Origin of the sequence: Knoellia sp. S7-12, from assembly GCF_040518285.1 — a bacterium.
Lineage (GTDB): Bacteria > Actinomycetota > Actinomycetes > Actinomycetales > Dermatophilaceae > Knoellia.
In genome coordinates, this window is the sequence record NZ_CP155449.1 from 3,706,628 (window position 1) to 3,731,095 (window position 24,468).

Genomic DNA, 24,468 nt, shown 5'->3' on the forward strand with positions numbered 1-24,468 from the left:
CCGTGTCATTCAGGATCGGCGACGGCCACCCGCGCGGGGCGGAGGACCTGGTCGCCGGTGCGGTAGCCGGGCTGGAGCACCTGAACCACCGTGGTGGCCGTCGCGTCGGTGGGCAGCTCCGGGTTGGAGGCGTCCCACGCGGCGTGCATCAGGGCCTCGTGCTGCATCGGGTCGAAGGTCTCACCGACGCCGCCGAAGCGGGTCAGCCCGAACTTGCCGAGGCTGGCCTCGAGCTTGTCGGCGATCGCCGCGAACGGACCGTCGGTGAGGTCGCCGTGATTGCGCGCCAGCTGGATGTCATCGAGCACTGGGAGCACCGACTCCAGGACGTCACGCACCGCTCGCTCCTGGACACTCGCCCGGTCACGATCGACACGCCGCTTGTAGTTGACGTACTCCGCATTGAGTCGCTGGAGGTCATCGAGCCGCTGCGCCGCGAGCGCCGTGTCGGGGTGCTCGGTGCTGTCATCGACCGCGGGCGCCGGAGCGAACGCGGGGGTGGTGGCCCCGGCCTGCGCCGGGGCCACCTCCTCACCGTCGTTGATCGACTCGGTGTTGATCGCGTCAGACTCGGTGTCCTCGGCAGTCGCGTCAGCGGCCGTCTCCGACTCCTCATCAACGATCTCGCCGTCGAAGACCTCGCCCTCACCCGGCATACGAGCGTCTGTCACTTCTTGTCCTGGTCGGTGTCGTCGTCCTCGACGACCTCGGCGTCCACGACGTCCTCATCGGACGCAGCGTCGTCGGCCGGGGCGCCTTCGGTGCCCTCGCCCGTCGAACCGTCGCCGGACTCACCCTGCTCGGCCGCCGCGGCATACATGGCAGCCCCCATCTTCTGGGACTCCTCGTTGAGGGTGTCGATCTTGGACTGGATGTCCTCGCGCGACGTCTCTGCCTCGGGCTTGAGGGCGTCCTTGAGGGCGACGAGCGCCTCGTCGACGGGCTTGCGGGCGTCGTCGCTGAGCTTGTCACCGGACTCGGCGAGGAACTTCTCGGTCGAGAAGACGAGGGACTCGGCCTGGTTGCGGGTCTCGGTCTCCTCGCGGCGAAGCTTGTCCTCGTCGGCGTGGGCCTCGGCGTCCTTGACCATGCGCTCGATCTCCTCCTTGGACAGCGCGCTGCCGCCCGAGATGGTGATCTTCTGCTCCTTGCCGGTGCCACGGTCCTTGGCCGTCACGTGGACGATGCCGTTGGCGTCGATGTCGAAGGTGACCTCGACCTGCGGGACGCCACGCGGGGCGGGCGCGATGCCGGAGAGCTCGAACGTGCCGAGCGCCTTGTTCTGCTGAGCGATCTCCCGCTCACCCTGAAAGACCTGGATGAGAACGCTGGGCTGGTTGTCCTCAGCGGTCGAGAACACCTCGGAGCGCTTGGTCGGGATCGCGGTGTTGCGCTCGATGAGCTTGGTGAAGAGCCCACCCTTGGTCTCGATGCCGAGCGAGAGCGGCGTGACGTCGATGAGGAGGACGTCCTTGCGCTCACCCTTGAGGACACCGGCCTGGAGGGCAGCGCCGAGCGCCACGACCTCGTCGGGGTTGACACCCTTGTTGGGGTCCTTGCCACCGGTGAGTTCCTTGACGAGTGACGTCACGGAGGGCATGCGGGTCGAGCCACCGACGAGGACCACGTGGTCGATGTCGGCGACGTTGATGCCGGCGTCCTTGATGACGTTCTGGAACGGCTGCTTGGTGCGGTCGAGCAGGTCCTTGGTCATCTGCTCGAACTGCGCGCGGGTCAGCGTCTCGTCGAGGTGGATCGGGCCGTTCTCGCTCATCGAGAGGTACTGCATCGAGATGTTGGTCGAGCTGGCCGAGGAGAGCTCCTTCTTGGCCTGCTCGGCGGCGTCGCGCAGACGCTGCATCGCGATCTTGTCCTTGGACAGGTCGACACCGGTGTTGTTCTTGACGATGGTGAGGAGGTGCTGGACGACGCGGTCGTCCCAGTCGTCACCACCAAGCTGGTTGTCACCGCTGGTCGCGCGGACCTGGATGGTGGCGAAGCCGTCCTCCGGGTCCTTGCCGACCTCGAGGAGGGACACGTCGAAGGTGCCACCACCGAGGTCGAAGACGAGGATGAGCTCGTCCTCCTTGCCCTTGTCGAGGCCGTAGGCCAGGGCCGCAGCGGTCGGCTCGTTGACGATCCGCAGGACGTTGAGGCCCGCGATCTCGCCGGCCTCCTTGGTGGCCTGACGCTCGGCGTCGTCGAAGTAGGCGGGGACGGTGATGACCGCGTCGGTGACGGGCTCACCGAGGTAGGCCTCGGCGTCGCGCTTGAGCTTCTGGAGCGTGCGGGCGCTGATCTCCTGCGCGTTGTACTTCTTGCCGTCGATGTCCTCGCTGCTCCAGTCGGTGCCGATGTGGCGCTTGACGGAGCGCAGTGTGCGGTCGGCGTTGGTCACGGCCTGACGCTTGGCGATCTCTCCGACGAGGACCTCTCCGCCCTTGGTGAAGGCGACGACCGACGGGGTCGTGCGCCCACCTTCGGAGTTCGCGATGATCGTGGGCTCGCCACCCTCGAGGACGGCGACTGCTGAGTTGGTGGTTCCGAGGTCGATACCGACTGCACGGGCCATGGTGGGGTTCTCCTTGACGTAGGGAGTTGAGTTGCTTTCACTCAAGTTAGGACGGTGTATGCCGTATGGCAAATCCGTGCTTCCAAACTTGCGTTCACTCGACTCAACTCTTGACCCCGGCTCGTTGTTCCCCCGCACGAAAACTGATCTCCGCCCTCTTGGTCGACTCGTGGATTTCGTAGGCACGGACCTCTGCGAGTCAGGCCAGAACCCCAGCCTGCGATGGCAGGGTGAAGACCATGACTCACGAACAAGGTCCTCGATTCACCGGCTCGCGGGTCCTCATCACCGGGGGCGCGCACGGCATCGGCCGGGCGTGCGCGCAGCGGCTAGCCGACGAGGGGGCTCGCGTCGGGGTGACCGACCTCGACATCGCGACGGCTCGCGAGGTGGTCACGGCCCTCGGTGGCCCGAGCGACGAGCACCTCGCGGTCGAGCTGGACGTCACCGACGACGACTCCGTCCGAGCCGGCCTCGCGACCGTGGCTGATCGCCTCGGTGGCCTCGACGTCCTGGTCAACACCGCCGGTGGGGGTGTCCCGCACGACGACTTCGAGCAGGTCGGCGACGACATGTGGTCCCAGGTGCTGGAGCTCAACCTGATGAGCGCAGTCCGCTGCATCCGCGCGGCGCTGCCCCACCTCCGCCGCAGCGAGAACCACCCGGCGATCGTCTCGGTGAGTTCGGTCAACGCGCTGCTCGCGCTCGGGGGCGAGCCCTACTCGGCGGCAAAGCTGGGGCTGCTGTCGCTCACCCAGAACCTTGCCGCCCAGCTCGGCCCGGCCGGCATTCGGGTCAACGCGGTGGTGCCGGGCACCATCCGCACCCGCGTCTGGGACAACCAGGAGGGTGGCGCCGACCGGATGGTGCCGTTCTATCCGTTGGGTCGGGTGGGCGAACCCGATGACATCGCTGCCGCAGTCGCGTTCCTCGCGTCCCGCGATGCGAGCTGGATCACCGGCCACGCGCTCCCGGTGGACGGCGGACTGCTCACCGGGCACCGCAAGGTCTGATCCTCAGATCTGATGGTGCCTTCACCGGCTTGGTATGGGTCAGGTCGTCGCGAGCAGTCGCAGCCCAGCCAACGAAGGACTGTCCGGCTGGGCCGTGTAGGTGAGCAGTCGCTGTCCGCTGCCCTCCGGCAGATGCAGCACCTCGTAGTCGAGATCGAGGTCGCCGACCTGTGGGTGATGGAACCGCTTGGTGCCACTGGTGCACAGCTTCACGGCGTGCTTGGCCCACAACGACGCGAACTCAGGGCTGTTGAGACTCAGCTCGCCGATCAACTCGGCCAGCCGACGATCGTCCGGGAACTGCGCGGCGACGAAGCGGATCGATGACACGGCCAGCGCGGCCTCCGTGGCCCAGTCGCGATGCAACTCGCGGGTGTGGGGGTCAAGGAACATGAGACGAATCTGGTTGGGACGCAGGCCTGCTCGCGTCGGCGCCGTGAAATCGAGGTGGCCGGCGAGGAGCAGATGGCCGAGCCGATTCCACGCGAGGATGTCGTTGAATCGCCCGAGGAGCAGCGCTGGGGTCTCGGTCATCGAGTGCAGCAGCTGCTGGGCCCCGGGCTTGGCGGTTTCTGGCCTGGCCGCACGGCGAGGTTTGGCCGGGGCAGGGTGGGCCAGGGCAAACAGGTGAGCGCGCTCGTCGGGATCGAGCTGCAACGCGCGGGCCAACGCGTCGATCACTGCGTCAGAGGCGTTCTGGGACTGGCCCTGCTCCAACCGGGTCAGGTAGGTCACGGACACACCGGCAAGGTGCGCCAGCTCCTCCCGCCTCAGACCCGGCACACGTCGGCGACCGTAGCCCCGCACGCCAGCCGACTCCGGGGACAACGCATCCCGACGAGACCGCAGGAACTCCCCCAGCTCGGTGACCGGCGGACGGCCGACAGTGCGCACGGGAGTCTCCATGTCCACCAGTGTCCTCGATCTGCCCGGCGGGAGCCTGCCCCTGCCGGGGGTAGGCAAACCAGAGGTCTGGCTGGGCCTGCGGGCGGGTGTGAGCGTGGGTCTCATGAGTCCCTCGCAACTGTCCGAACGCGCAGAACCCACACCCCTCGACGCGACCCACAATGATCGACTGACCTCGCGCCAACGCGCAGGCCTGGCCGTGCTGCTCACCGCGAACTTCACCCTGGCGGTGGACTTCTCGATCCTCAATGTCGCCCTCCCCCACATCGGTGCCGACCTCGGCTTCGCGACCAGCAACCTGCAGTGGATCGTCACCTCGTTCGCCCTGTGTGCCGCCGGATTCACCCTGTTCTTCGGCCGCGTGGCGGATGTCCTCGGCCGCAAGCGCCTGTTCGTCGCCGGCATCACCCTGCTGGGTGTCTCATCCATGGTCGGAGGTCTGGCCCAAGAGCCCGTCCTGCTCCTCGCTGCCCGGGTCGCCCAGGGAACCGCCACCGCCATGGTCACACCAGCCGCCCTGTCCCTCCTGACCGCGATGTTCCCCGAGGGCCGGGCCCGCTCCCGGGCGCTCGGCCTCAACGGCGCCCTCATGGCGGCCGGGTTCACGACGGGTGCGGTTCTTGGGGGCCTCCTGACCGGCGTGGTCAGCTGGCGTTGGGCCTTCTTCATCAACGTCCTCATCGCCGTCGCCGTCCTCATCGCGGCACCCCGGGCGCTCACCGACGTCCGGGCCGGGAACCGTCCGCGGCTGGATGCACCGGGTGCGATCACCGTGACCCTCGCCCTGGTCGCACTCGTCTACGGAATCACCACTGCCGGACAGTCGGGCTGGACCGCCACCGGAGCGTGGCTGCCGATCGCGGGTTCGGTCGCACTGTTCGGCTGGTTCTGGAGGATCGAGTCGCGCGTCGCCGACCCACTCATCCAGCCAGCTCTGCTCCGACGCAGCAATGTGGCGTGGGGCAACATCGCCGGACTCCTCGCCTTCGCGACCGAGACCTCATTGGTCTTCCTGCTCACCCTCTATCTGCAGGACGTCCTTGGCTACAGCGCCGTCAGCGCGGGGCTCAGCCTCGCCGTCCTGGGTATCGGCACGGTCCTCGGCGGCCTGGTCGCGCCTCGTGTCATCGCGAGACTCGGATCCAAGAACGCGATCATTGCCGGCTTCGTCCTCCAGGCCGCAGCCACTGCCCCGCTGGCTTTGGTCGGCGACAACCGGGCGTGGCTGATCCCGCTGCTGATCACCACGTTCATCGGTGGTGTCGCCAACCTCGTGGCCATCGTCGGCTATGTCGTCACGGCAACGAACGGTGTCCCTTCGGAGCAGCAGGGGCTGGCGACCGGACTGGTCACCATGAGCCAACAGGTCGGCATCACCTTGGGCACACCGGTGATGTCCGCGATCGTCGCCAGCCAAGCATCGACGACCACCGTCCCGGGATTGCGACTCGCCATCGGTGTCAACGCTGGCGTGGCCCTCCTCACCGCCGCCCTCCTGGGCGCCGCATTCGCTCGCGCGGGCTCACACGAACGACGCCTGCGCCGTTGATGAAGAGTGCGCCGATTCCGGGCGCACATCACCCAACGCACAGGAGTCCACCCGTGAAGACAGCATTGATCACCGGAGCGAACCGCGGCCTCGGCCGGGCCGTTGCCCAACAGCTCGCTGAACAGGGCATGACCGTCATCGTGGCAGCGAGGAATGCAGCCGCGGGTGAGACGGCAGCACAGCACATCGGGCATGGAGCGGTGAGCGTCCAACTCGACGTCACCGACTCCGCCTCCATCGCTGCAGCCGCTGAGCAGGTCACCCGTTCCCACGGCGCGTTGGACGTGCTGGTCAACAACGCCGGCATCCTTCCCGAAGCCACCAACACCGACCCGGCCGAGGAGGTCGACCTCGAGATGTTCCGCCGCACCTACGCGACGAACCTCCTCGGCCCTGTCGGCGTCCTCGAGGCATTCCTGCCCCTGCTCCGGAACTCGCCCGCCGGTCGCATCGTCAACGTCACCTCGACCATGGGGTCGCTGACCGACCAGATCGATCCGGACTCTCCCTACTACTCCATGGCCCTGCCGGCATACCGAAGCTCCAAGGCCGCCCTGAACAACGTCACGATCGCCCTGGCCAAGCAATTGGCTGCCACCTCGATCAAGGTGACGTCCGTCTGCCCAGGGTTCGTGCAGACCGACCTGACCCCGATCAACCACGAACAGGCGCCACTCACCGCCGCCCAAGCAGCCGCACCGATCGTCACCGCGGCAACTCTGCCCGCAGGAGCAGCGTCGGGAACCTTCATCGACGCCGCCGGACCGGTCGCCTGGTGAGGAGGAGTGACGCGGACATCTCAACGGCATACGGCCACTTGCGCGTCGCTGGGCATCACCTGTCCCTAGAATCCATGCCATGGGGGAGAACACCGGGGTCCTGCGGCGAGCGGGCAGCTTCGTTCGTGGTCGTCCGACCACGCAGAAGGTCGGCGGGGGGATGGCCGCTGCGCTCCTCGCGAGCGCTCCCTTCGGCGGCCTGACCAGCGTGCCGGAGACCCCGGCCGACACCCTCAAGCTGGACCAGCCGATCATGGTCGGCCCCTACAAGGTCGTCATCGACCAGGTTGTCGAGATCCCCGACCTCGCACCAGCGGTCAAGCCCAAGCCGCCGGAGCGCCTCATCCTCCTCGACGCCGAGGTCACCCTCACGGGTGAACGGCCGGAGTATGCCGGGACCCTCACCCAGAACCTTCACCTCACCGGCGGAGACGTGACGGTGTCCGAGCAACCCGAGCTCTACTTCGTCGAGGACGGCACCCAACCGCGGACGTTCAACCCGGGCGTCACCTACCGGCTGGCCATCACGTGGACGACGTCCGGCGGATGGCAGGGCGACTCCGCTCAGGTGAGTGCGAACCTCGTGGAGTTCCGCGTGGAGGACAGGCAGACGCTCAACCCGAACGCCTGGATCGGGCGCGACGAGATCCAGTGGCAGGGCACGCTCCCCGTGGTGAGGAAGACATGAGGCGCAGCATCGCGACCGCTGCGTTCGTCATCGCCGCCATGGGACTCGGCCGCCTCATCACCGACCACGTGCCGCTGGACGAGGCAGTCGACAAGCCGTTTGTCCACCACAGCGTCGTGGGTGAGAGCGTGGCGCTCGAATACGCCGATGTGATCGTCACCGGCTTCCACGTGACTCCCACGATCATGGGCAACCCGGCCTCGGCGGCGGGCGGGCGATGGCTCGTCGTCGACACCGAGCTCGTCGCGCGCAATGAGCCGGTGGTGATGGCGGGGTTCTTCCTCGTCGATGGACAGGACCGTCGCTACGTCGCGACAAACCGCGGCAGCGAGTGCGCCACAAGCGCCAATCTGTCCACCGGTGTGCGCGCCTACGCCAGCATCTGCTTCGACATCCCCCAGCACGCCCTGACCGGTGCGCGGCTCTTCGCCACCCGCGGCGCGTGGGACACGCACGAGTCCGAGTTCCGCCGGGACGACCTGGCCGACATCGACCTCGGCATCTCGGCGTCCGAGGTCGACGCGTTGTGGGCACAGAAGGACGCCGTCAACGTCAAGCAGAGCGGCGCAGTGCCGCCCGAGAAGGCATCCCGATGACCGCGACCGCGCCTCCATCCGTGTCCGAGCCCCAGACCACGCCCGCTCCAGGCCCGCCCCGGCCCAGCCGTTGGTGGATCGCCGCCGTCCCCGTCGCCATCGTTGCCATGCTCGCTGCGTCCGGCTATCGCGTCCCCGTGTTCTGGTATCAGTCGGGTCTGCACCACGAGTTGGCGAGCGCCGATCCCGACGAGTGGGCCAAGGTCACGGAGGAATACGCCGACGTCCACGGTGACACCACCCGCAGCTACTCGGTGAGGTTCGCTGGGCTGGGAGGTGCGGTCCCGGCATACGAGGACAACTCTGGAGACGAACTCACCCTCCCAACCGGGATGGTCGCGCGGACCGTCAACCTCGACTTCTCGGCCGCCCCCGACCAGGTGCTCAAGGGTTGCGCCGTCACGTTGATCGATGATGAGGGTCGGCAATACAGGGTGGGCGGCCTTTTCGACGGCATCGGCCCCCGAACCACGGTCTGCGTGCCGGAAGAGACACCCGGGCCGAGCCTCGCCGTGCTGCAGAAGGACGCGCGCGGAGCCACCCCCCAGGACGAGCAGCCCCGTCCGCGGGAGTGGTCGACGTCTCCGGCGATCGCGGTTCCGGAGGATGCGCGGTTCGTCGAACTGCGGATCTCGTTCGAGAACCCGGACTACGTCACGCTCCGGCTTCCGCGCTGACCTCTCGGACAGTCGAAGGCTGAGGGTCTCCCGAAGAACTCGGCGCGAGCTTCGGGCCGAGCAGCCAGTCGATGGCGGCGGCAAGCAGGGCAGCGGCGAGCACCATCGTGATCGCGAGACCGATCGACTTCTCCATCGGCGAGATCGCCATCCAGTTGTCCGTCTGCTGCGGGCCGATGGCGAGCCGCAGCACCTGACCCACGAGCCACGGGATGCGGATGACGAGGAGGAACGCCAGGCAGAAGGTGAGCATCGGCAACAGCCCTGCCGTCGCCATCATCCGCAGGCCGTTCCAGAACGCCGACCAGCGCTCACGCACGTCGCCGAGGAGCCCACCTCCGTAGCGGCGCACGGGCGCCGGAATGCGCTCCCAGCGCGGGTTCGGCTGTGACTCAGGACTCTCCGGCGGAGAGAGCTTGTGCCCGAGGACGACTGCGCCGACGGTGAGCCAGGCCAGCGGCACGATGACAACCGCATCGATTGCGCCGAGGAGTCCGAACAGCCAGGCCGTCACGCTGTCGACCGGGCTGGCCAGCGGGCCCAGCGTCGAGACAGCCTGGTCATAGCGCTCGAGGACGAGCTGGGAGGCCCGCCGGTCCTGCACCCACGCGACGCCCACCTCCCGGATCTCGGCGACCTTCTGAGCCACCTGGGACGTGTAGTAGACCTCGACGAGCGCTCCGATGAAGGCGAGCCAGAGGAAGCGGGTCACGCTCTCGATCTTGCCGAGGGCGAAGCGCAGGACCCACGCGATGCCCACGATCGCAAGGACGACCTGCCAGTCATAGATTGCGAGCCGACTCACGAAATCGATGTCGGCAGGGCCGTCCAGGCTGAACTGGTTGAACTCGTCATAGGCTGCCTCGTTGGTGAACCGGTAGAGGTCCTCCTTGAGCAGCCCGTAGGACACGTAGACCGCGAGGAAGGGCACGAGCACCGAGACCGCGACGTCGACGAGGCGCATCTCGCGCTTCTCGGTGGTCGCCTGGCGCGCTTCTCGCTGCGACAGTTCCGCGACGTTGGGGAGCGCGCCGCGTGTCATGTAGAGCATCACGATCATGGCGAGCAGGAACCCCAGCGGCGCGATGACGAGGATGAGCTGCGCGATGAACGCGTTGTGGTCACTGACCTCGACGGCGATCCAGAGGGCGCCGCTGCGGACCGCGAGCCCCAGGCAGGCGATGACGATGAAGGGCGCCCAGTAGCGACGCAGGATCCGCGCCGCCGACACGAGCACAGCCGGGATGTCCCTGACGCGCATCTCGTCGTTCACTGGCCACCCCGAACTTCCTGTCCCCACCGGACACTCACCCTGACGACCGGAGCATATCCATTCAGCCGAGCCAAGCGGCCGGTTCTGCACTCGGATAGGTTCACCGCGTGACTTCAGCTGAGCCGGACCGGGCGACCGAAGTCGTGCGCGCCCTGGCGCTGAGCTGGTTCGCCGTGTCACTCGCCGCCCTGGCTCACCTCGCGGCAGGCGGCACTGCTCCCGGAGTCGCCTCCTGTCTTGCCGTGGGCGCGTTCCTGACAATCGTGAGTATGCCGTTGTGCCGCAACGCTTTCCGGCTCACCCGTCATGGCCCCCTCCTGCTCGTGCAACAGCTCGTCACCCACGCGGTCCTGAGCCTGACCTCGCCGGGCCACGGTGCGCCGGTGCGCCCCACCGCTCAGCTCGCTGGGGCCCTCGGCAACGGACACGCCATCCACCCAGCGGCGGGGAACCGGCAGCACGTGGCCGCGTCCTCCCACGCCGTCGAGTCCGGCCACGCGCTCATGCCGTCACCGACCATGGTGGTCGCCCACCTCTGCGCAGCTGTCCTCGTCGCCGCCCTGCTCACCCGGGCCGAGTCGGGTTGGGCCGGGGTCCGGGCCCTTCAGCACGGTCACGCACGTGCCATCCCGCGCTTCGCGGCCCTCGTGACGCAACTGGCGTCCGTCCCTGTTGCCTTCGACCTTGCCGCCCTCCTGCGCCGGCTCCCACGACCCGGCGACAGTGGCTCCGCGCCGCCGCCGGCCATGCTCGATCTCTGGCGTTCCCCCGCGCCGTGCCGTCGCGGACCGCCGCGACCCTGCGCTGCCTGAGCGCACCCCCGAACCTTCTTGCTCCCCGGCGACATCGCCGGGTCGAGCGGCGCACCCGTGCGCATCGCCCTTTGTCATGTGAGGAACCACTGCCATGTCCGTCATCGACGACCCGACCCCACCGAGCCCCACCAGCCCAGCTGCCCAGGCCGACCCCGTCGCGAAGGTGACGGGAAAGACGAACTCTCGCGGACGGCATACCGGATTGTTTCGAGCGTTCTGGCGCTGGCACTTCTATGCCTCCGTCGTCGTCATCCCGGTCCTGCTCGTCCTTGCCATCACGGGACTGGTCTATCTCTTCCGGTTCAAGATCGAGCCGGCCCTGCACGGTGACCTCATGCGTGTCGAGGCCAGCGTCGGACAGCCGGCGCTGCCCTATGAGATGCAACGGTTCAATGCCGCTACCGCACATCCTGACGACACGATCGTCTCGATGACCGAGCCGGGGGCGCCAGACCAGAGCACCCGCTTCACCCTCACCACGCCGAGCGACGAGACCCGCGACGTCTTCGTCAATCCCTATACGGCAGAGGTGCTCGGCGACCTCAACCCCGACACCACCCTCAGCGGGAGGGCGATCCGACTGCACGCCGACCTCATGGGCGGACGCATCGGCGACCTCGTCATGGAGCTGGGTGCGTGCTGGGCGATCGTCATGGCGATCACCGGCTACTACCTCTTCCTCAAGGGTCGGCGGGCGCGAAAACGCCAGCGGGACAGGGGTGTTCGCTCAGCGATGCTGCGATCCACACACGCTCGCATCGGATCGGTCATGGGCGTCGGCCTGCTGCTCCTCATCGTCTCCGGCCTGCCGTGGACCGGGGTCTGGGGTGCTCAGGTGCAGAAGCTCGTGACGGGCGCGGGGACGTCGATGTGGCCCGACGACCATGGCGCGCTCTCGAACCCGACGTCGACGCTCGACGAGTCCCTCCCCCACAGCCATCACGTCGTCCCGTGGGCGCAGGAGAAGACACCGGTGCCGACCTCCCCGAAGCCACCACAGGCAGACGGTGAGGTCTCCATCGCCAACGTCGACACGGCCATCACAGTGGGCGCCCACGAGGGTTTGGCTCGACCGATGACGGTGGCGCTGCCGGCTGACGACGAGGGGGTGTTCTCGGCGATCGGCTACGCGTTCAACGACCCCACCAAGGAACGCACCGTCCACGTCGACCAGTACGGCGGGGACGTCGCGAGCACCTATGGCTACGACGACTACCCCGGTCTGGCCAAGGTTGTCTCGCAGGGCATTGCACTCCACGAGGGCCGTCGGTTCGGGACGCTCAACATGGTGCTCACGACCCTGTTCTGCCTCGCGGTCATCGCGTCGTGCATCACCGGGCCGCTCATGTGGTGGCGTCGCCGTCCGCGCGGCTCGGGTTCGGTGGGCGCTCCGCGAGGGCGTATGCCGCTCGCCGCCAGTCCCGCTCTCGCCGTCGGGATCGTGGCGTTGGGGGTCTTCCTCCCGGTGATGGGTGTGTCCTTGGCCATCGTCCTGCTCCTCGACAGGTTGGTGCTGTCGCGCCTAACCGCCACCCGACGCCTGTTCGGGGCGACCTCGCGCTGACCCTCCTGGCCGCGCTCGCCATGTGCGAGCGCGGCCTCGCGGTGCGAGGATCGGGATCATGGCCGACTCTGCACTTCCTGGCACAACGACCGTCCCGATGACTGTCCCGGTCATGGCCGTCCGCGACGTCGATGAGCTCGTCGACTTCTATGAGGCGCTCGGGTTCCGCACGACCTATCGCCAGGTCAAGCCCTATGTCTATGTCGCGGTCGAGGGCCGCGGCTTCGGGCTGCATTTCAGCCGCGTCCCCAAGGGTGCTGACACCGAGAACGAGGACGTCGGGTGCTGCCTCGTCATCGTCGACGACGTCGCGGCAATGCACGCGGACCTCTCCGCGACCATGCGCGCGGCGTTCGGCGAGGTGCTCGTCAAGGGGCGCCCGCGCATCACCCGCTACCGGCCGGGCGCCTCACGTTTCACCCTGGTCGACGCGTCTGGCAACTCGCTGATCTTCATCCAGCGGGACATCCCCGAGGACGTCGAGCACGGCGGCGCCGCGCACCTCACCGGCCTGGCCAAGGCCCTCGACAACGCCCGGATCTTCCGCGACTTCAGCTCGACGACAAGGCCGCACTGCGGGCCGTCACGAGTGGGTTGAAGCGCCACTCAGAAGGTGCCTCGCCCGCCGAACTCGAGGCAGCTCACACCATGGTCGCCGAGCTCCAGGCCGACATCGACAAGGACTAGGTGGTGCGGCTCGGCCAGGCCCGGGGCGAGTCAGCCGCGGGCAAGGAGCCCGGCGATGGCGGAGTGGCCTGCGAGCTGTCCACCGGCCGATGCCATGACGACCGAGGCCATCGGCATCGGGAACGCCGCCAGATGGGCGAGGTCACCACCAGCTGTCACTCCGGGCACGCTCGTGCGACCGAACTCGTCGATCCGCACGGCCCCTGACGGATTGAGATCAAGGCCCAACTGCTCGGCAAATGGCGCGGATTGGTGCAGGGTCGGCACGACGAAGAGCACGGCAACGTCTTCGGTCGAACCGTCGTCGAGCGTCACCCGCAGTCCATCACCAACGCGCTCGACAGCAGCCATCCGGGCGTCGACGACAGGCACATCGAGGGTGACGCCCTCAGGCACGTCCTGGCCCTCCGCGAAGACGACGAACTCACCCGCGACCGGTCCCATCAGCGCCGTGTAGTTGCCCGCCGCAGCCGCGCCGATGATGCCGATCCGCTGACCCGCGAACTCGAACGCGTGGCAGAACGGGCACTGCGCCGCAAGGTCTCCCCAGATTTCCTGAAGACCCGGGATGAGCGGAAGCTCGTCGCGGACACCGGTGGCGAGCACCACGGCATACGCCGAAAGAACGTCACCACTCGCGAGGGTGAGACGGAAGTCGTCGCCGTCGCGCTCGATCGTCTCGACGCGCTCTTCGCGAACCGAGACGGTGTCGTATGCCGTGAGCTCACGTCGTCCGGCCGCGCGGAAGTCTGCGGGTGGGGTGCCGTCGTGGGTGAGCACGTTGTGCATGTGGCTCACGGTGGCGTTGCGGTAGGTGCCGTCGTCGAAGAGCGTGACCTGGCGGCGGACGCGCCCGGCCGTGAGAGCGGCCTGGAGTCCGGCGGGGCCGCCGCCGATGATCGCGATGTCGGTGTGCTGATGTGAAGTCGTCATGATCCGATGCTGAACCTTCAGGTTGACCTGAAGGCAAGCCGGAAATTCTGTGGCACTCTCCGGAGCCAGCATATATCTTGATGTCAAGATACTTTTGGAGGGTACTTGTGGTGACCAAATGGTGGCGGTCGATCGTTCCGCCTACAAAGCTCGAGCGCGACCTGGCGGTGCAGAGCGTGCTCTCGGCGTTCGCGACCGGGTCCTTCCTCACAGGAACGGCGGTCTTCTTCACCCAGATCGTCGGCCTCACCGGAGCGCAGGTCGGGCTCGGAATGTCGATCGCGGCCGCCGTGACCCTGGCCCTGTCCATGCCGCTGGGGCGGCTGACCGACGTCGTGGGAGCCAAGAAGCTGTGGGTGGCGAGCGCGATCGTGGAGGCGCTGCTCTATGTCGCCTGGCCGCTGGTGAGCGGGTTCGTGGCCTTCGTGGTGCTGTTGGCGGTGCTTGCCTCCGTGGAGAACGCCGGACGGTCGGCGCGCAACGTCTATCGGATCGAGGTCTTCCCCCGCGAGACGCGAGTGCGGGCCCTGGCCTATCAGCGGGCAGCGCGCAACGTCGGCTACACCCTCGGCGCCGGAACCGCTGGCGTGGCGCTGGGCATCGGCTCCCGTGAAGCGATCATCGCCGTCCCGTTGATCACGGCTGCGCTGCTCGTCATCAACTCCGTGATGGTCTCGTTCCTCCCGGCCATCCAACGCTCGGCCCATGCGGCGGCCGGGTCGGAGGGACATGTGTCACCGGCCGCGCTCAAGAACGTGGGCTTCGTCGGCCTCGCCATCTGCAACGGCGTGCTCCAGTCCAACCAGGTGCTGCTCAACGTCGTCGTGCCTCTGTGGCTCGTCGAGCAGACGGATGCCCCTCGGGCCCTGCTGGCGTGGCTCTTTGGAACCAACACTGTGCTGGCCGTCTTGCTCCAGGTGCGGGCGTCGCGTGGGGCGGAAACGGTGAATGGGTCGCTGCGCGCCGTGAATCTTTCGGGTCTGGCTTTTGTCCTGTCGTGCGCCGTCATCAGCGTCACCCACGAGACGATCGGCTGGGTGTCGATCGTGCTCATTTGGATCGGCCACATCACCATCACCGGCGCCGAACTGTGGCAATCGGCGGCCGACTGGGGCTTCACCTCGGAGCTGTCAGACCCGCGTCGACTCGGTGACTACCAGGGCGTCTGGGGTCTGGGCTACCAGATCCAGCCAATTATCTTCCCCGCGCTCTACACGTTCCTTGCGCTGTCGTGGGGGCCGCCTGGATGGGCCGTCATCGCGGTCATCGCCGTGACCGCAGCCGTGCTGTCCCACCCCGCGGCCAGAGCTGCCGAACGCCACCTCGACCGCCACGCCGCCCCAGCGACAGCGGAAGCCCCAGCAACCTGACCCCACCCACCCCTGAGTGAGTTTCTCGCCCAATCCCTGTTACTCACTGTTCTTCGGCGTATCCGTGATTTTTGGGGGAATTGGGTGAGAAACGCACAGGTCAGGAAGGTGGGTTGGCGGCAGGGCCGCCGCGGCCGGTGGTGCGGGGCTGCTCGTAACCACCCTCGGGCGGGACCATCTCGGCCCGGACGCCGAGCAGCCGGATCGGCCGGTCGTCCTCGAGTCCGCGCAAGAGCTCGATCGCCGTGGCCGCGATGACGGTCGAGTCGAACGTCGGCTCGGGCAGCTTGCGGATCCGGGTCGTGGTGAAGAACGGGGCGAACCTCACCTTGAGATGCACCCGCGCGCAGGCCCGGCCCTCACGGCGAATGTCCTCGACGACCTGCTCCGAGAGGGACAACAGCGCCGCCTCGATCTCGGCAGGTTCCACGAGGTTGGTCTGGTAGGTCGTCTCGCGACCATGGGCGCGCGCGATCCAGGGAGTGTCGTCGATGACGGTCGCGCCGAGCCCGCGACCGAGTCGGCCGTAGTGCGGTCCCATGCGGGGGCCGAACTCGGCGGTGAGCACCTCGTCATCGCCGTCGGCGAGCTGCTGGACCGACTCGTATCCGTGCGTCGCGAGGCGCGCGGCAATCCGGTTGCCGACTCCCCACAACGCAGTGGTCGGCCGCTCCCCCATGACCTCGAACCAGTTGTCGCGAGTGAGGACGAACGTGCCCTGCGGCTTGCCGAAGTCCGTCGCGATCTTGGCGCGCACGGTCGTGTCGCCGACGCCCACCGAGCAGTGCAGTTGTGATGCCTCGAGAACCTCGGCGCGAATCGCCTCGGCGTGCGCCACCGCCTCCTGCACGTGCTCGCCAGGAGTCGAGATGCCGACGAACGCCTCGTCCCAACCGAGCACCTGGACCACCGCGCCCGGGTGAGCGCGAACCGTCTCCATGACGACGGCCGACGCCGCGTCGTAGGCCGGACCATCGACGGGAAGGAAGACGGCGTCGGGTATCTTGCGCACGGCGAGCTTGAGCGGCATACCCGAATGGACACCGAACACACGCGCCTCGTAGGACGCCGTCGAGACGACGGCCCGTTCGGTCGGGTCGCCGCGGCCACCGACGACGACGGGCAGCCCGGCCAGCTCGGGGCGGCGCAGGATCTCGACCGCCGCGATGAACTGGTCGAGGTCGACGTGGAGCACCCATCGGGCCATGTCTCCAGTGTGCCGTGTGGCACGGACAGTGGCAGGAGTACGTTCAGGTGAACATGAAGGCAGGTGCACGCATGGCGACGACCCAGAACACGAAGACGGTCGACGAGAACTGGACGATCAGCGACCTCGCGAGCCGCTTCGACCTGCCCACACACGTCCTGCGCCATTGGGAGTCCATCGGCCTGCTCGACCCGCGGCGCGATGCATCGGGCTATCGCCGCTACGGACAGGACGAGCTCGTGCGGATCGCCATCATCCAGCGCAACAAGCTGGCAGGCATGACCCTCGAGCAGATCCGGGTCCTTCTCGACGCCGAGGCCCAGGACCGGCACGAGGTCCTCGAGGGACACCTGCGCGACCTCGAGGAGCGGATGCTTGCGTTGGAGCGGTCCCGCGAGATGACCGAGCACGCCCTCCGGTGCCGCGCCCACGACATCACCGCCTGCCCCCGGTTCGTCGCAGCCGTGCAGGACGTCATCGACGGGCGCGCGCACTTCGAGGTCACGACCTCGTGACGGCGATGCGCGACGTCATCGTCGTCGGAGGCGGGATCGTCGGTCTCGCGACGGCACACGAGATCCTCCGCAGGCGACCGGGGGCTGACGTCCTCGTCGCCGAGAAGGAGTCCGAGGTCGGTCAGCACCAGAGCGGGCACAACAGCGGCGTGATCCACGCGGGTGTCTACTACGCACCCGGCAGCCTCAAGGCCCGCTTCTGTCGCGAGGGTGCCGCGCGAACTCGGGAGTATTGCGCGGAGAAGCGAATCCCGTTCTCCGACACCGGGAAGCTCGTCGTTGCGACGACTGCCGTGGAAGTCCGGCGGCTCGAGGAGTTGACTGTGCGCGCCCGCGCCAACGAACTCAGCGTCACGCCCTTGAGCGGCGACGCCCTGCGCGAGCGCGAGCCGCACATCACCGGGCTGGCCGCCCTCCACGTCCACGCCACCGGGATCACGGACTACCCCGGCGTATGCCGTGCCCTCGCCTCCGACATCTCGGCCGCCGGTGGCGTGGTCCGCACCTCCACGGCAGTCACCGCGATCGACGAGACACCCACGTCGGTGACGGTGACCGCGGTCGAAACGCGTGACACAAACCGTTGGGAGAGAGTCGAGTCCGCGCGCCAGGTCATCGTCTGCGCAGGCCTCCAGGCCGACCGGCTCGCGGCGATGTCGGGTCTCAACCAGGGCGCCGAGGCATTCCAGATCGTGCCCTTCCGTGGGGAGTACTACCGGCTGCCCGCCTCCCGAAGGGACCTCATCGACGCGCTCATCTATCCCGTGCCCGACCCCGACCTGCCCTTCCTCGGCGTGCACCTCACCCGAACCATCGACGGCGGCATCACCGTCGGGCCCAACGCCGTCCTCGGTTTCAGTCGCGAGGGATATCGCAAGGGCTCGCTCAACGTGCGCGACGTGACGGCCTTCGCCCGCTTCCCGGGGATGTGGCAGGTGGCCCGCGCGCATTGGCGCACCGGGCTCACGGAGCAGCGCGACTCGTGGCGTCGCCGTGGCTATCTCGACCTGGTGCGCCGCTACTGCCCCGAGCTCACGATCGACGACCTGCTTCCCGAGCCTGCCGGCATACGCGCGCAGGCAGTCCTGCGGGACGGCACTCTCGTCCACGACTTCCTCATCCGTTCGACCGACCGCACCGTGCACGTGTGCAACGCGCCGTCACCCGCTGCCACGTCTGCCTTCCCCATCGCGGAGCACATCGTCGACCTGGCGACGGCGCCCGCGTGAACGGCCAGGAGCTGCTCGATCTTGCCGCCCGCATCGGCCCGGTCATGGTCTTCCTCATTGCCATGACCGTCGTCGCGGAGGTGGCGGAGATCGCCGGAGTGTTCGACGTCGCGGCGCACTGGACGTCGCGGGCCGGGCGGCACCGCACCTGGCTGCTCTGGATCCTCGTGGTCGTCCTCGCTGTTGCCTGCACGATCGTCCTGAGCATCGACACGACCGCCGTGTTGCTCACCCCGGTCGTCATCGCTATGACCCGCCAGTTGGGCATCGCGGCCATGCCGTTCGCCCTGACCACCGTGTGGCTCGCCAACACCGCGTCACTGCTGCTCCCCGTGTCGAACCTGTCCAACCTCATTGCGCTGCACCGGTTCTCGCAACTGGGGGTGGGGACGCACGAATACATCGCCCTCGCCTGGCGTCCTGCCCTTGCTGCGATCATCGCCACCGTGGTCGTGCTGTTCGTGCTTCATCGCCGCGAGCTGCTCACGCGATATGCGCCGGACCCACCAGCCGCTCCCCATGACCGGGTCCTGCTCCGGATCGCCGGCGGTGTCTGCATCGCCCTCGGGCCGGCATTCGTCAGCGGCGTCACCCCCGCGATCCCCGCCGTCATCGGCGCGGTCGTCCTCCTGGCCGCACTCGCATGGCGCTGGCGCCCCAAACTGCGAACGGTCCAGGTGCCGTGGCTCATGGTGCTCGCCGTGTGCGCCCTCTTCGTCGTCGTCGACATCGCGATGCGCCACGGCCTCGAGCCCGCGCTCTCCACCCTCGTCGGCAGTGGCGACGAGGGTGGACTCTGGCGCATGGGCGCTGTCGGGGCGGTGAGCGCCAACGTCGTCAACAACCTGCCGGCCTACCTCGCCCTCGAGCCCGTGGCCGATGGCTCCCCCGCTCGGCTCATGGCCCTGCTCATCGGCGTCAACGCCGGCTCCATCGTCACCGTGTGGGGATCGCTCGCGACCCTGTTGTGGCGGGACCGGTGCCGTCGCGCCGGGCTCACCGTGGACGCCTGGCCGTATGCCGTCCGCAGCCTCCTGTGCGCGGCCGCAGCCGTGTCGGCCGCCCTCATCGCGCTCAGCCTGTCGTGACCCGACTCAATAGACCCAGACCTTGCGCCCGACGACCGGCCAGCCCTCGGCATACAGCTTGTCCATCGCCGAGGTGCTCACCCGGAGGCAGCCGTGCGAGGCCGGGTAGGGCGGGATCGACGTCGACCCGTGGATGGCCCAGCCATTCTTGAAGTACGCCGGTCGCCACATGGCGCCGAGTGACCCGTACTGCCAGCCGGAGGTGTAGCGCCAGTAGACCGAGAACTGACCCTTGGGGGTGTAGGCCGTGCGCCACGCCCCGCGCGAGTAGTAGCGCTCCCCGCTGCCGGTGCTCGTGTTGAGCGTGTAGCGCAGCCGGCCGCCCTGGACGAGCATGAGCGTGTTCTCGGCGAGGTCACACTCGATCACCGTCCCGGAGGTGGTGCGAGGGTTGGCCCTGACGCCACGGTCGAGCAGCCCCCAGGTCGTCGGGCCGACAACGCCGTCACGAGAGACGTGGCCGACCTTCTGCAGGGCCCACACCGCCTGCTGGGTCAGGTGTCCGAAGGATCCATCGGCGCTCCCGCACCAGTAGGTCAGCTCGCCCAGCCGTCGCTGCAGCGCCACAACGGGCGCGCCGGAGGACCCACGCCGGAGCGTGGGTCGCGTCGCCGCGTCGGCTGGCGCGGCGCCCATCGCCGCCAGGCCGAGGAGTCCGGCCCCTGCTGCTGCCGTCAGGGTCACGCGCCGCGTGACCAGTTTTCCGTTGTCGTCCATCGCCAAGCACCCCTGCTTTCGTCGAGCCCGTCTTGCCTGTGCAGTGAAGACGCGCGAGCCCTCCACGAGGTTGCGGCGTCACCTCGAGAAGCTCGAAGTCACGACGAGTCCGGATGCGACCCGACGGCGTCACCCAACAGGAGTCGTCACGTCCCGCTCAGATACACGCGCGTATGCCGTCCGGCTCGCGAGCGCTCGAGTCGACGTCAGTGGACCCGGATCGCCTGACGCACCCATGCCGCGATCTCGGTGGCGAACGCGCCGGGGTGACGGGCCCACACGAAATGGTCGAACGCCGGGCCGCCCTCGCCTGCCGGTCGTGTCACGAAGCGGTGCTCCACCTGGGCATTGGTGAGCTTGTCGGCGAGGTTGTCGACGGAACCCTGCGGTGCCAGCGAGTCGTTGTCGAGGGTGATCGCGAGCACGGGAAGGTTCACGCGCGAGAAGTCTGGTTCAGCAACCGCCTTGCCGCGCTCGATGCCGAGCTCACCGCGTCGGGCGAAGCGCGCCCATTCACGCATCAGCTGCCGCGGCTGACGCCCACCGAAGCCGAGCCGGTCACCCGGCCAGTGACCCCGCACGAAGGCCACGGCACCCAGGGTCTGCGTCTGGGCGAGCAGCTTGAGCCGCTTCGGGAAGCCGCGCCAATAGGGCGAGCCCGACCCGATGAGCACGAGCGCCCTCACCGCTGAGGCGTGCGTCGCGAGGTGGACCATCGCGACCTGACCACCGAAGGAGTGGCCGATGAACGCGAGCGGCCTTCCGGCATAGCGCTCCTGGGCCACAGCGACAGTGGCGGCGACGACGTCATCGGACACTGCGGCATACCCGAAGTCGTTGCGTCTGCTCGCGAGCGGGCGACTCACGCCCTGCCCCGGGAAGTCGGCCGACAGGACTGCCACACCTTCAGCGGCGAGGGCCGCCGCGAACGGTCCGTAGTAGCCGGCAGCCACACCCAGGGCGGGCAGCAGGACCACGACAGGGTCGCCCGCTCCTCCACCGTCGACTCCGATGATCGAGGTGTGTCCCCCACCGGGCAGGTCCAGGTCGCTCACGTGATCCACGAGAGCACCGTATGTCGTGGGCACCCCTCCCCATTGCCACACCCGGCGGGCGGCCCTAGGTTCACCGCAGAGGCCGCAACGATGCGGCCACGGGAGGGAAACCATCACCATGACCACCACCAACCACCGGGTGCGTGCCCGGGTCGCCGCGGCTGTGCTCGGCACCCTGGCACTGACCGGCGCGATGCTCGTCGCCACACCACAATCAGGCCTCACCAGCCAGGCCTCCGCGGACAAGCCCGAGAAGCCGAGGATCCCGGCAGTCTGCGACGAGGACGAGACATCCGACTCGTTCGGCGGGGCGAAGGTCAGCGCGGCCTACGACCTCTACTTCGACCAGTCGCAGACGAGCACCGACCATTTCCTCGACAACTACACCCCCCAGGGCCTCGGCATGTGGGAGAACTGGCGCGGAGGTCCCGGCACCGAAGACCTCTTCCTCGTCGGCATGCACTACTCCGACGACCCGGACACCGAAGAGAACGAGGAGGAGACCAACCGTGGCCTCCTCTACGGCATGGACGCGGCAGGGAACGTGCAGGGTTACGCGATGCTTCCCGAGGGCTCGCACGCCGGCGGCGTCAAGGTCCACAAGGGATGGGTCTATGTCCAGAAGAACAACAAGCGCATCCTGCGCTACCCGGTGGAGCGGATCCGTGAAGCCTTCACGGACAGCTCCAGGCGCGAGCTCGGCGGAGGCACGCCGACCGCCTCAGTGACCGATGTGAGCTTCTTCGACATCGACGGCGGCTACCTCTACGGCGGGTTCCACAACAAGATCAAGGACCGTCGCGGACGCATGTTCCGCTACGAGATCCAGCCGGACGGCGACCTCATCCAGGACACGCAGTGGGGCCCGATCGAGATCCCGACCAAGGCGCAGGGCGTGCTCGTCCTCAGTGACACCTGGATCTTCTCGACCTCACGATTCCGCGATTACCGCGGCAACATCTATGTCGTCCGGCGGGGCTATGAGTCGGGTGAGGAATTCACCTCCGTCAAGTACAAGTGCTTCCAGTCGGTGGCGATGACCCAGGAGCTCGTCGGCCACAACGGCACCACCTATCTGCTCAACGAGAGCGGAGCGGCGGAGTTCGAGGATGGTCGGATCGACGACATCCGCAACCTCCACGTCGCCAACACAGAGACGTTGCGCAGTCTCGTCTGGTGAGGTTGTCGCACACCTGACTTCAGTGGGTATGCCGGGTCGTCACCTTCGCGGGTGACGGCCCGGTTCCCGTTGGCGAAGGTCAGAAGGCCGTCGAGCTCCGGCTGATCAGGTGCGAGAGCACGATATTGGTCTCGGTCTTGCGCACGCTGGGGATGGCGCGCAGGGCCTGGACGGCAGCCTCCAGCCGGTCGGTGTCGGCGGCCACCAGCCGGACGATCGTGTCCGCGTCTCCGGTGACAGTGACGGCCTCGACGATCTCGGCAATGGGGCCGAGCGCGCGGCGCAGGCGGTCCACCCCGAGGACACCGTCTGTGTGCAGCTCGACGAGTGCCTCGATCGGGCGGCCGAGTCGCTTTTGGTCGATGAGGACCGTGAACCCGGTGATCACGCCGGCTCTGCGCAACCTGTCGACACGACGCTTCACTGCCGCCGTCGAGAGACCGACCTCGAGGCCGATCGAGGCGAAGCTGCGTCGGGCGTCGGCGGAGAGCGAGCCGAGGATGAGGTCGTCGATCCCATCGGGCCTGAAGTCGTGGGGCACACAACGATCGTCCACCAGCCCGGGCGGAAACGCAATGATGTGCGGCCGGGCGCAAGGAATGGAGCATGACGTTGCGCCAGTCTGTTGCCTACCGTGAAGTCATGGCCATTCAGGACACCGCCGCGATCCGGACCACCGACCTCAGTGACGTCGAACGCCGGGCGCTGGACACGATCGACCCCGACGAGATCCGGTCCGAGCTGGTGACGCTGATCGGCATGCCCAGCGTTTCGGGATCCGACGCGGAGTGCGAGATCCAGCACGTCCTCGCCCGGCGCCTCGACGAGTGCGGGCTCGAGGTCGACCTGTGGCGAGCGGACCTCGACACCCTCCGAGCGGACCCAGCCTTCCCCGGTGAGGAGGTCGACCGTTCAGAAGCATGGGGACTTGTCGCCACCAGCGGCCCGGGGGTGCCCTCGCTCGTCCTGCAGGGCCACGTCGATGTCGTCCCCTCGGGCGATCTCGACAAGTGGAGGGGCGACCCATACGTCCCGCGGTTCGACGGCGCTCGCGTGCTCGGCCGCGGGGCGTGTGACATGAAGGCCGGGCTCGTGGCCAACCTGGCAGCAGTTCGGGCGGCGCAGCGGGTGGGACTGCCCACCGCCCGACCCATCGGACTCCACTTCGCGATCGGAGAAGAGGACGGCGGACTCGGCGCCTTCGCGACGCTTCGTCGGGGACACCTGGCCGAGGCGTGCATCATCACCGAACCGACCTCCGGCGGCATCGTGACCGCGGCGGGCGGAGCGCTGACGTTCGAGATTCGGGTCGGCGGGGTCGCGACTCACGGCAGCACGGCATACGCCGGACGCAGTGCCCTGCACCACTTCGTTCCCTTCCTCGAGGCACTCGGTGACCTCGAGCGCAGGCGCAACGAGACCGTCGACCCACTCATGGGCGGGCTCCCGGTGGCGTACCCCATCTCGATCGGTCGGGTCCGGTGCGGCGACTGGGCCAGTTCGGTTCCTGACCTGCTCGTGGCCGAAGGGCGTTTGGGCGTGGCACTCGACGAGGATCCTGCTGAGGCAAGGGCCGCCCTTGAAGAGGCGATTCAGCTCACCGCCCAGAGCGACGAGTGGTTGCGCCATCACCCACCCACGGTGAGCTGGACGGGTGGGCAGTACGCCAGCGGACGCCTCGTCGAGGGCGAGTCACTCCTCGGCCTCCTCGGGGGAGCCCTGGACTCCGTCGGAGCGATGACGCCTCGTCAGCCGCGCGGCGTCCCCTATGGCAGCGACCTCCGCCTGTACTCCGGCGCGGGCGTCCCCACGCTGCACTACGGCCCCGGCAACGCCCAGGTGGCGCACTCCCCTCGCGAGGAAGTCGATCTGCGCGAGGTGGTGCAGGTCGCGGAGACCCTCACCGTCGCGCTGCTGCGTGCGGCGTCAGGAGCAGTTGCCTAGCTCTACGGACCCCACCGGTGAACTCAGTGGGTATGCCGGGCCGTCACGTTCCCGGGTCACGGCCAGGTTGCCTCTTGACGGTCTCCCTACGCTGGGAGAATCGTTCGAGGC

The 24,468-nt window shown here is 68.1% G+C and carries 24 protein-coding genes; 15 read left to right on the plus strand and 9 right to left on the minus strand.

Annotated features, from left to right (window positions below; genetic code table 11):
* Positions 1-5 precede the first annotated feature (5 nt).
* On the minus strand, positions 6-671 hold the full coding sequence (grpE, locus tag V6K52_RS17910; protein WP_353951473.1) for a nucleotide exchange factor GrpE: 666 nt from the start codon (positions 669-671) through the stop codon (positions 6-8).
* On the minus strand, positions 668-2,572 hold the full coding sequence (gene dnaK / locus V6K52_RS17915; protein ID WP_353953804.1) for a molecular chaperone DnaK: 1,905 nt from the start codon (positions 2,570-2,572) through the stop codon (positions 668-670). Before dnaK ends, grpE begins: the two co-directional genes overlap by 4 nt.
* A 239-nt stretch (positions 2,573-2,811) precedes the next feature.
* On the opposite strand from dnaK, the gene V6K52_RS17920 reads away from it, so the two are divergent.
* Positions 2,812-3,585, plus strand: a complete 774-nt coding sequence (locus tag V6K52_RS17920) for an SDR family oxidoreductase (protein WP_353951474.1) — start codon at positions 2,812-2,814, stop codon at positions 3,583-3,585.
* Between the two features lie 39 nt (positions 3,586-3,624).
* On the opposite strand, the gene V6K52_RS17925 is transcribed toward V6K52_RS17920, so the two are convergent.
* Positions 3,625-4,491 (minus strand): helix-turn-helix transcriptional regulator, encoded by an 867-nt coding sequence (locus tag V6K52_RS17925; protein WP_353951475.1) that lies wholly within the window; start codon positions 4,489-4,491, stop codon positions 3,625-3,627.
* On the opposite strand from V6K52_RS17925, the gene V6K52_RS17930 reads away from it, so the two are divergent.
* The 5 genes from V6K52_RS17930 to V6K52_RS17950 all read left to right on the plus strand — a co-directional run bounded on the left by V6K52_RS17930 (position 4,490) and on the right by V6K52_RS17950 (position 8,780).
* Positions 4,490-6,040 carry an MFS transporter gene (locus V6K52_RS17930; RefSeq protein ID WP_353951476.1) on the plus strand — a complete coding sequence of 517 codons (1,551 nt, stop codon included), beginning with the start codon at positions 4,490-4,492 and terminating at the stop codon, positions 6,038-6,040. The genes V6K52_RS17925 and V6K52_RS17930 overlap by 2 nt on opposite strands.
* A gap of 53 nt (positions 6,041-6,093) precedes the next feature.
* Positions 6,094-6,819, plus strand: coding sequence for an SDR family NAD(P)-dependent oxidoreductase (locus V6K52_RS17935; protein WP_353951477.1), 726 nt, complete (start codon positions 6,094-6,096; stop codon positions 6,817-6,819).
* 79 nt (positions 6,820-6,898) lie between these two features.
* Positions 6,899-7,507, plus strand: a complete 609-nt coding sequence (locus V6K52_RS17940; protein ID WP_353951478.1) for a hypothetical protein — start codon at positions 6,899-6,901, stop codon at positions 7,505-7,507.
* Positions 7,504-8,103 (plus strand): hypothetical protein, encoded by a 600-nt coding sequence (locus V6K52_RS17945; RefSeq protein ID WP_353951479.1) that lies wholly within the window; start codon positions 7,504-7,506, stop codon positions 8,101-8,103. Before V6K52_RS17940 ends, V6K52_RS17945 begins: the two co-directional genes overlap by 4 nt.
* Positions 8,100-8,780 (plus strand): hypothetical protein, encoded by a 681-nt coding sequence (locus tag V6K52_RS17950; protein WP_353951480.1) that lies wholly within the window; start codon positions 8,100-8,102, stop codon positions 8,778-8,780. Before V6K52_RS17945 ends, V6K52_RS17950 begins: the two co-directional genes overlap by 4 nt.
* Here the strand turns inward: V6K52_RS17950 and V6K52_RS17955 are convergent.
* On the minus strand, positions 8,758-10,053 hold the full coding sequence (locus V6K52_RS17955; protein ID WP_353951481.1) for a hypothetical protein: 1,296 nt from the start codon (positions 10,051-10,053) through the stop codon (positions 8,758-8,760). The two genes, V6K52_RS17950 and V6K52_RS17955, sit on opposite strands and share 23 nt — an antisense overlap.
* Positions 10,054-10,160: 107 nt before the next feature.
* Here V6K52_RS17955 and V6K52_RS17960 point away from each other — a divergent pair, with 107 nt between their 5' ends.
* The 3 genes from V6K52_RS17960 to V6K52_RS17970 all read left to right on the plus strand — a co-directional run bounded on the left by V6K52_RS17960 (position 10,161) and on the right by V6K52_RS17970 (position 13,030).
* Positions 10,161-10,865: a hypothetical protein gene (locus V6K52_RS17960; protein ID WP_353951482.1), complete on the plus strand. Its 705-nt coding sequence runs from the start codon at positions 10,161-10,163 to the stop codon at positions 10,863-10,865.
* Positions 10,866-10,959: 94 nt separating this feature from the next.
* Entirely contained in the window at positions 10,960-12,432 is a 1,473-nt protein-coding gene (locus tag V6K52_RS17965; RefSeq protein WP_353951483.1) for a PepSY domain-containing protein, read from the plus strand.
* Between the two features lie 58 nt (positions 12,433-12,490).
* Positions 12,491-13,030, plus strand: a complete 540-nt coding sequence (locus V6K52_RS17970) for a VOC family protein (protein WP_353951484.1) — start codon at positions 12,491-12,493, stop codon at positions 13,028-13,030.
* A gap of 119 nt (positions 13,031-13,149) precedes the next feature.
* On the opposite strand, the gene V6K52_RS17975 is transcribed toward V6K52_RS17970, so the two are convergent.
* On the minus strand, positions 13,150-14,052 hold the full coding sequence (locus V6K52_RS17975) for an NAD(P)/FAD-dependent oxidoreductase (RefSeq protein ID WP_353951485.1): 903 nt from the start codon (positions 14,050-14,052) through the stop codon (positions 13,150-13,152).
* Positions 14,053-14,162: 110 nt separating this feature from the next.
* Here V6K52_RS17975 and V6K52_RS17980 point away from each other — a divergent pair, with 110 nt between their 5' ends.
* Complete coding sequence (locus tag V6K52_RS17980) at positions 14,163-15,422, plus strand: MFS transporter (RefSeq protein ID WP_353951486.1); 1,260 nt, start codon at positions 14,163-14,165, stop codon at positions 15,420-15,422.
* Between the two features lie 100 nt (positions 15,423-15,522).
* On the opposite strand, the gene V6K52_RS17985 is transcribed toward V6K52_RS17980, so the two are convergent.
* Positions 15,523-16,629 carry a DNA polymerase IV gene (locus V6K52_RS17985; RefSeq protein WP_353951487.1) on the minus strand — a complete coding sequence of 369 codons (1,107 nt, stop codon included), beginning with the start codon at positions 16,627-16,629 and terminating at the stop codon, positions 15,523-15,525.
* Between the two features lie 71 nt (positions 16,630-16,700).
* On the opposite strand from V6K52_RS17985, the gene V6K52_RS17990 reads away from it, so the two are divergent.
* The 3 genes from V6K52_RS17990 to V6K52_RS18000 are packed head-to-tail and all read left to right on the plus strand — an operon-like array spanning position 16,701 to position 19,461.
* Complete coding sequence (locus V6K52_RS17990; RefSeq protein ID WP_353951488.1) at positions 16,701-17,144, plus strand: MerR family transcriptional regulator; 444 nt, start codon at positions 16,701-16,703, stop codon at positions 17,142-17,144.
* 5 nt (positions 17,145-17,149) lie between these two features.
* Complete coding sequence (gene lhgO, locus V6K52_RS17995; protein ID WP_353953805.1) at positions 17,150-18,373, plus strand: L-2-hydroxyglutarate oxidase; 1,224 nt, start codon at positions 17,150-17,152, stop codon at positions 18,371-18,373.
* Positions 18,370-19,461, plus strand: a complete 1,092-nt coding sequence (locus tag V6K52_RS18000) for an SLC13 family permease (RefSeq protein ID WP_353951489.1) — start codon at positions 18,370-18,372, stop codon at positions 19,459-19,461. Before lhgO ends, V6K52_RS18000 begins: the two co-directional genes overlap by 4 nt.
* Before the next feature lie 6 nt (positions 19,462-19,467).
* Here the strand turns inward: V6K52_RS18000 and V6K52_RS18005 are convergent, their stop codons facing one another.
* Positions 19,468-20,178 (minus strand): L,D-transpeptidase family protein, encoded by a 711-nt coding sequence (locus V6K52_RS18005; protein WP_353951490.1) that lies wholly within the window; start codon positions 20,176-20,178, stop codon positions 19,468-19,470.
* Between the two features lie 206 nt (positions 20,179-20,384).
* On the minus strand, positions 20,385-21,242 hold the full coding sequence (locus V6K52_RS18010) for an alpha/beta fold hydrolase (protein ID WP_353951491.1): 858 nt from the start codon (positions 21,240-21,242) through the stop codon (positions 20,385-20,387).
* A 109-nt stretch (positions 21,243-21,351) separates the two neighbouring features.
* Here V6K52_RS18010 and V6K52_RS18015 point away from each other — a divergent pair, with 109 nt between their 5' ends.
* Positions 21,352-22,413: a hypothetical protein gene (locus V6K52_RS18015; RefSeq protein WP_353951492.1), complete on the plus strand. Its 1,062-nt coding sequence runs from the start codon at positions 21,352-21,354 to the stop codon at positions 22,411-22,413.
* Between the two features lie 79 nt (positions 22,414-22,492).
* On the opposite strand, the gene V6K52_RS18020 is transcribed toward V6K52_RS18015, so the two are convergent.
* Positions 22,493-22,954 carry an Lrp/AsnC family transcriptional regulator gene (locus tag V6K52_RS18020; RefSeq protein WP_353951493.1) on the minus strand — a complete coding sequence of 154 codons (462 nt, stop codon included), beginning with the start codon at positions 22,952-22,954 and terminating at the stop codon, positions 22,493-22,495.
* Between the two features lie 101 nt (positions 22,955-23,055).
* Here V6K52_RS18020 and V6K52_RS18025 point away from each other — a divergent pair, with 101 nt between their 5' ends.
* Complete coding sequence (locus tag V6K52_RS18025; protein ID WP_353951494.1) at positions 23,056-24,357, plus strand: ArgE/DapE family deacylase; 1,302 nt, start codon at positions 23,056-23,058, stop codon at positions 24,355-24,357.
* Positions 24,358-24,468: the final 111 nt, after the last annotated feature.

Bases quoted from the DNA above. Each gene is read 5' to 3' on its own strand.
- dnaK (WP_353953804.1), bottom strand. From the start codon at position 2,572: ATGGCCCGTGCAGTCGGTATCGACCTCGGAACCACCAACTCAGCAGTC.
- V6K52_RS17920 (WP_353951474.1), top strand. From the start codon at position 2,812: ATGACTCACGAACAAGGTCCTCGATTCACCGGCTCGCGGGTCCTCATC.
- V6K52_RS17930 (WP_353951476.1), top strand. From the start codon at position 4,490: ATGTCCACCAGTGTCCTCGATCTGCCCGGCGGGAGCCTGCCCCTGCCG.
- V6K52_RS17925 (WP_353951475.1), bottom strand. From the start codon at position 4,491: ATGGAGACTCCCGTGCGCACTGTCGGCCGTCCGCCGGTCACCGAGCTG.
- V6K52_RS17940 (WP_353951478.1), top strand. From the start codon at position 6,899: ATGGGGGAGAACACCGGGGTCCTGCGGCGAGCGGGCAGCTTCGTTCGT.
- V6K52_RS17945 (WP_353951479.1), top strand. From the start codon at position 7,504: ATGAGGCGCAGCATCGCGACCGCTGCGTTCGTCATCGCCGCCATGGGA.
- V6K52_RS17950 (WP_353951480.1), top strand. From the start codon at position 8,100: ATGACCGCGACCGCGCCTCCATCCGTGTCCGAGCCCCAGACCACGCCC.
- V6K52_RS17965 (WP_353951483.1), top strand. From the start codon at position 10,960: ATGTCCGTCATCGACGACCCGACCCCACCGAGCCCCACCAGCCCAGCT.
- V6K52_RS17970 (WP_353951484.1), top strand. From the start codon at position 12,491: ATGGCCGACTCTGCACTTCCTGGCACAACGACCGTCCCGATGACTGTC.
- V6K52_RS17975 (WP_353951485.1), bottom strand. From the start codon at position 14,052: ATGACGACTTCACATCAGCACACCGACATCGCGATCATCGGCGGCGGC.
- V6K52_RS17985 (WP_353951487.1), bottom strand. From the start codon at position 16,629: ATGGCCCGATGGGTGCTCCACGTCGACCTCGACCAGTTCATCGCGGCG.
- V6K52_RS17990 (WP_353951488.1), top strand. From the start codon at position 16,701: ATGGCGACGACCCAGAACACGAAGACGGTCGACGAGAACTGGACGATC.
- lhgO (WP_353953805.1), top strand. From the start codon at position 17,150: ATGCGCGACGTCATCGTCGTCGGAGGCGGGATCGTCGGTCTCGCGACG.
- V6K52_RS18005 (WP_353951490.1), bottom strand. From the start codon at position 20,178: ATGGACGACAACGGAAAACTGGTCACGCGGCGCGTGACCCTGACGGCA.
- V6K52_RS18015 (WP_353951492.1), top strand. From the start codon at position 21,352: ATGACCACCACCAACCACCGGGTGCGTGCCCGGGTCGCCGCGGCTGTG.
- V6K52_RS18025 (WP_353951494.1), top strand. From the start codon at position 23,056: ATGGCCATTCAGGACACCGCCGCGATCCGGACCACCGACCTCAGTGAC.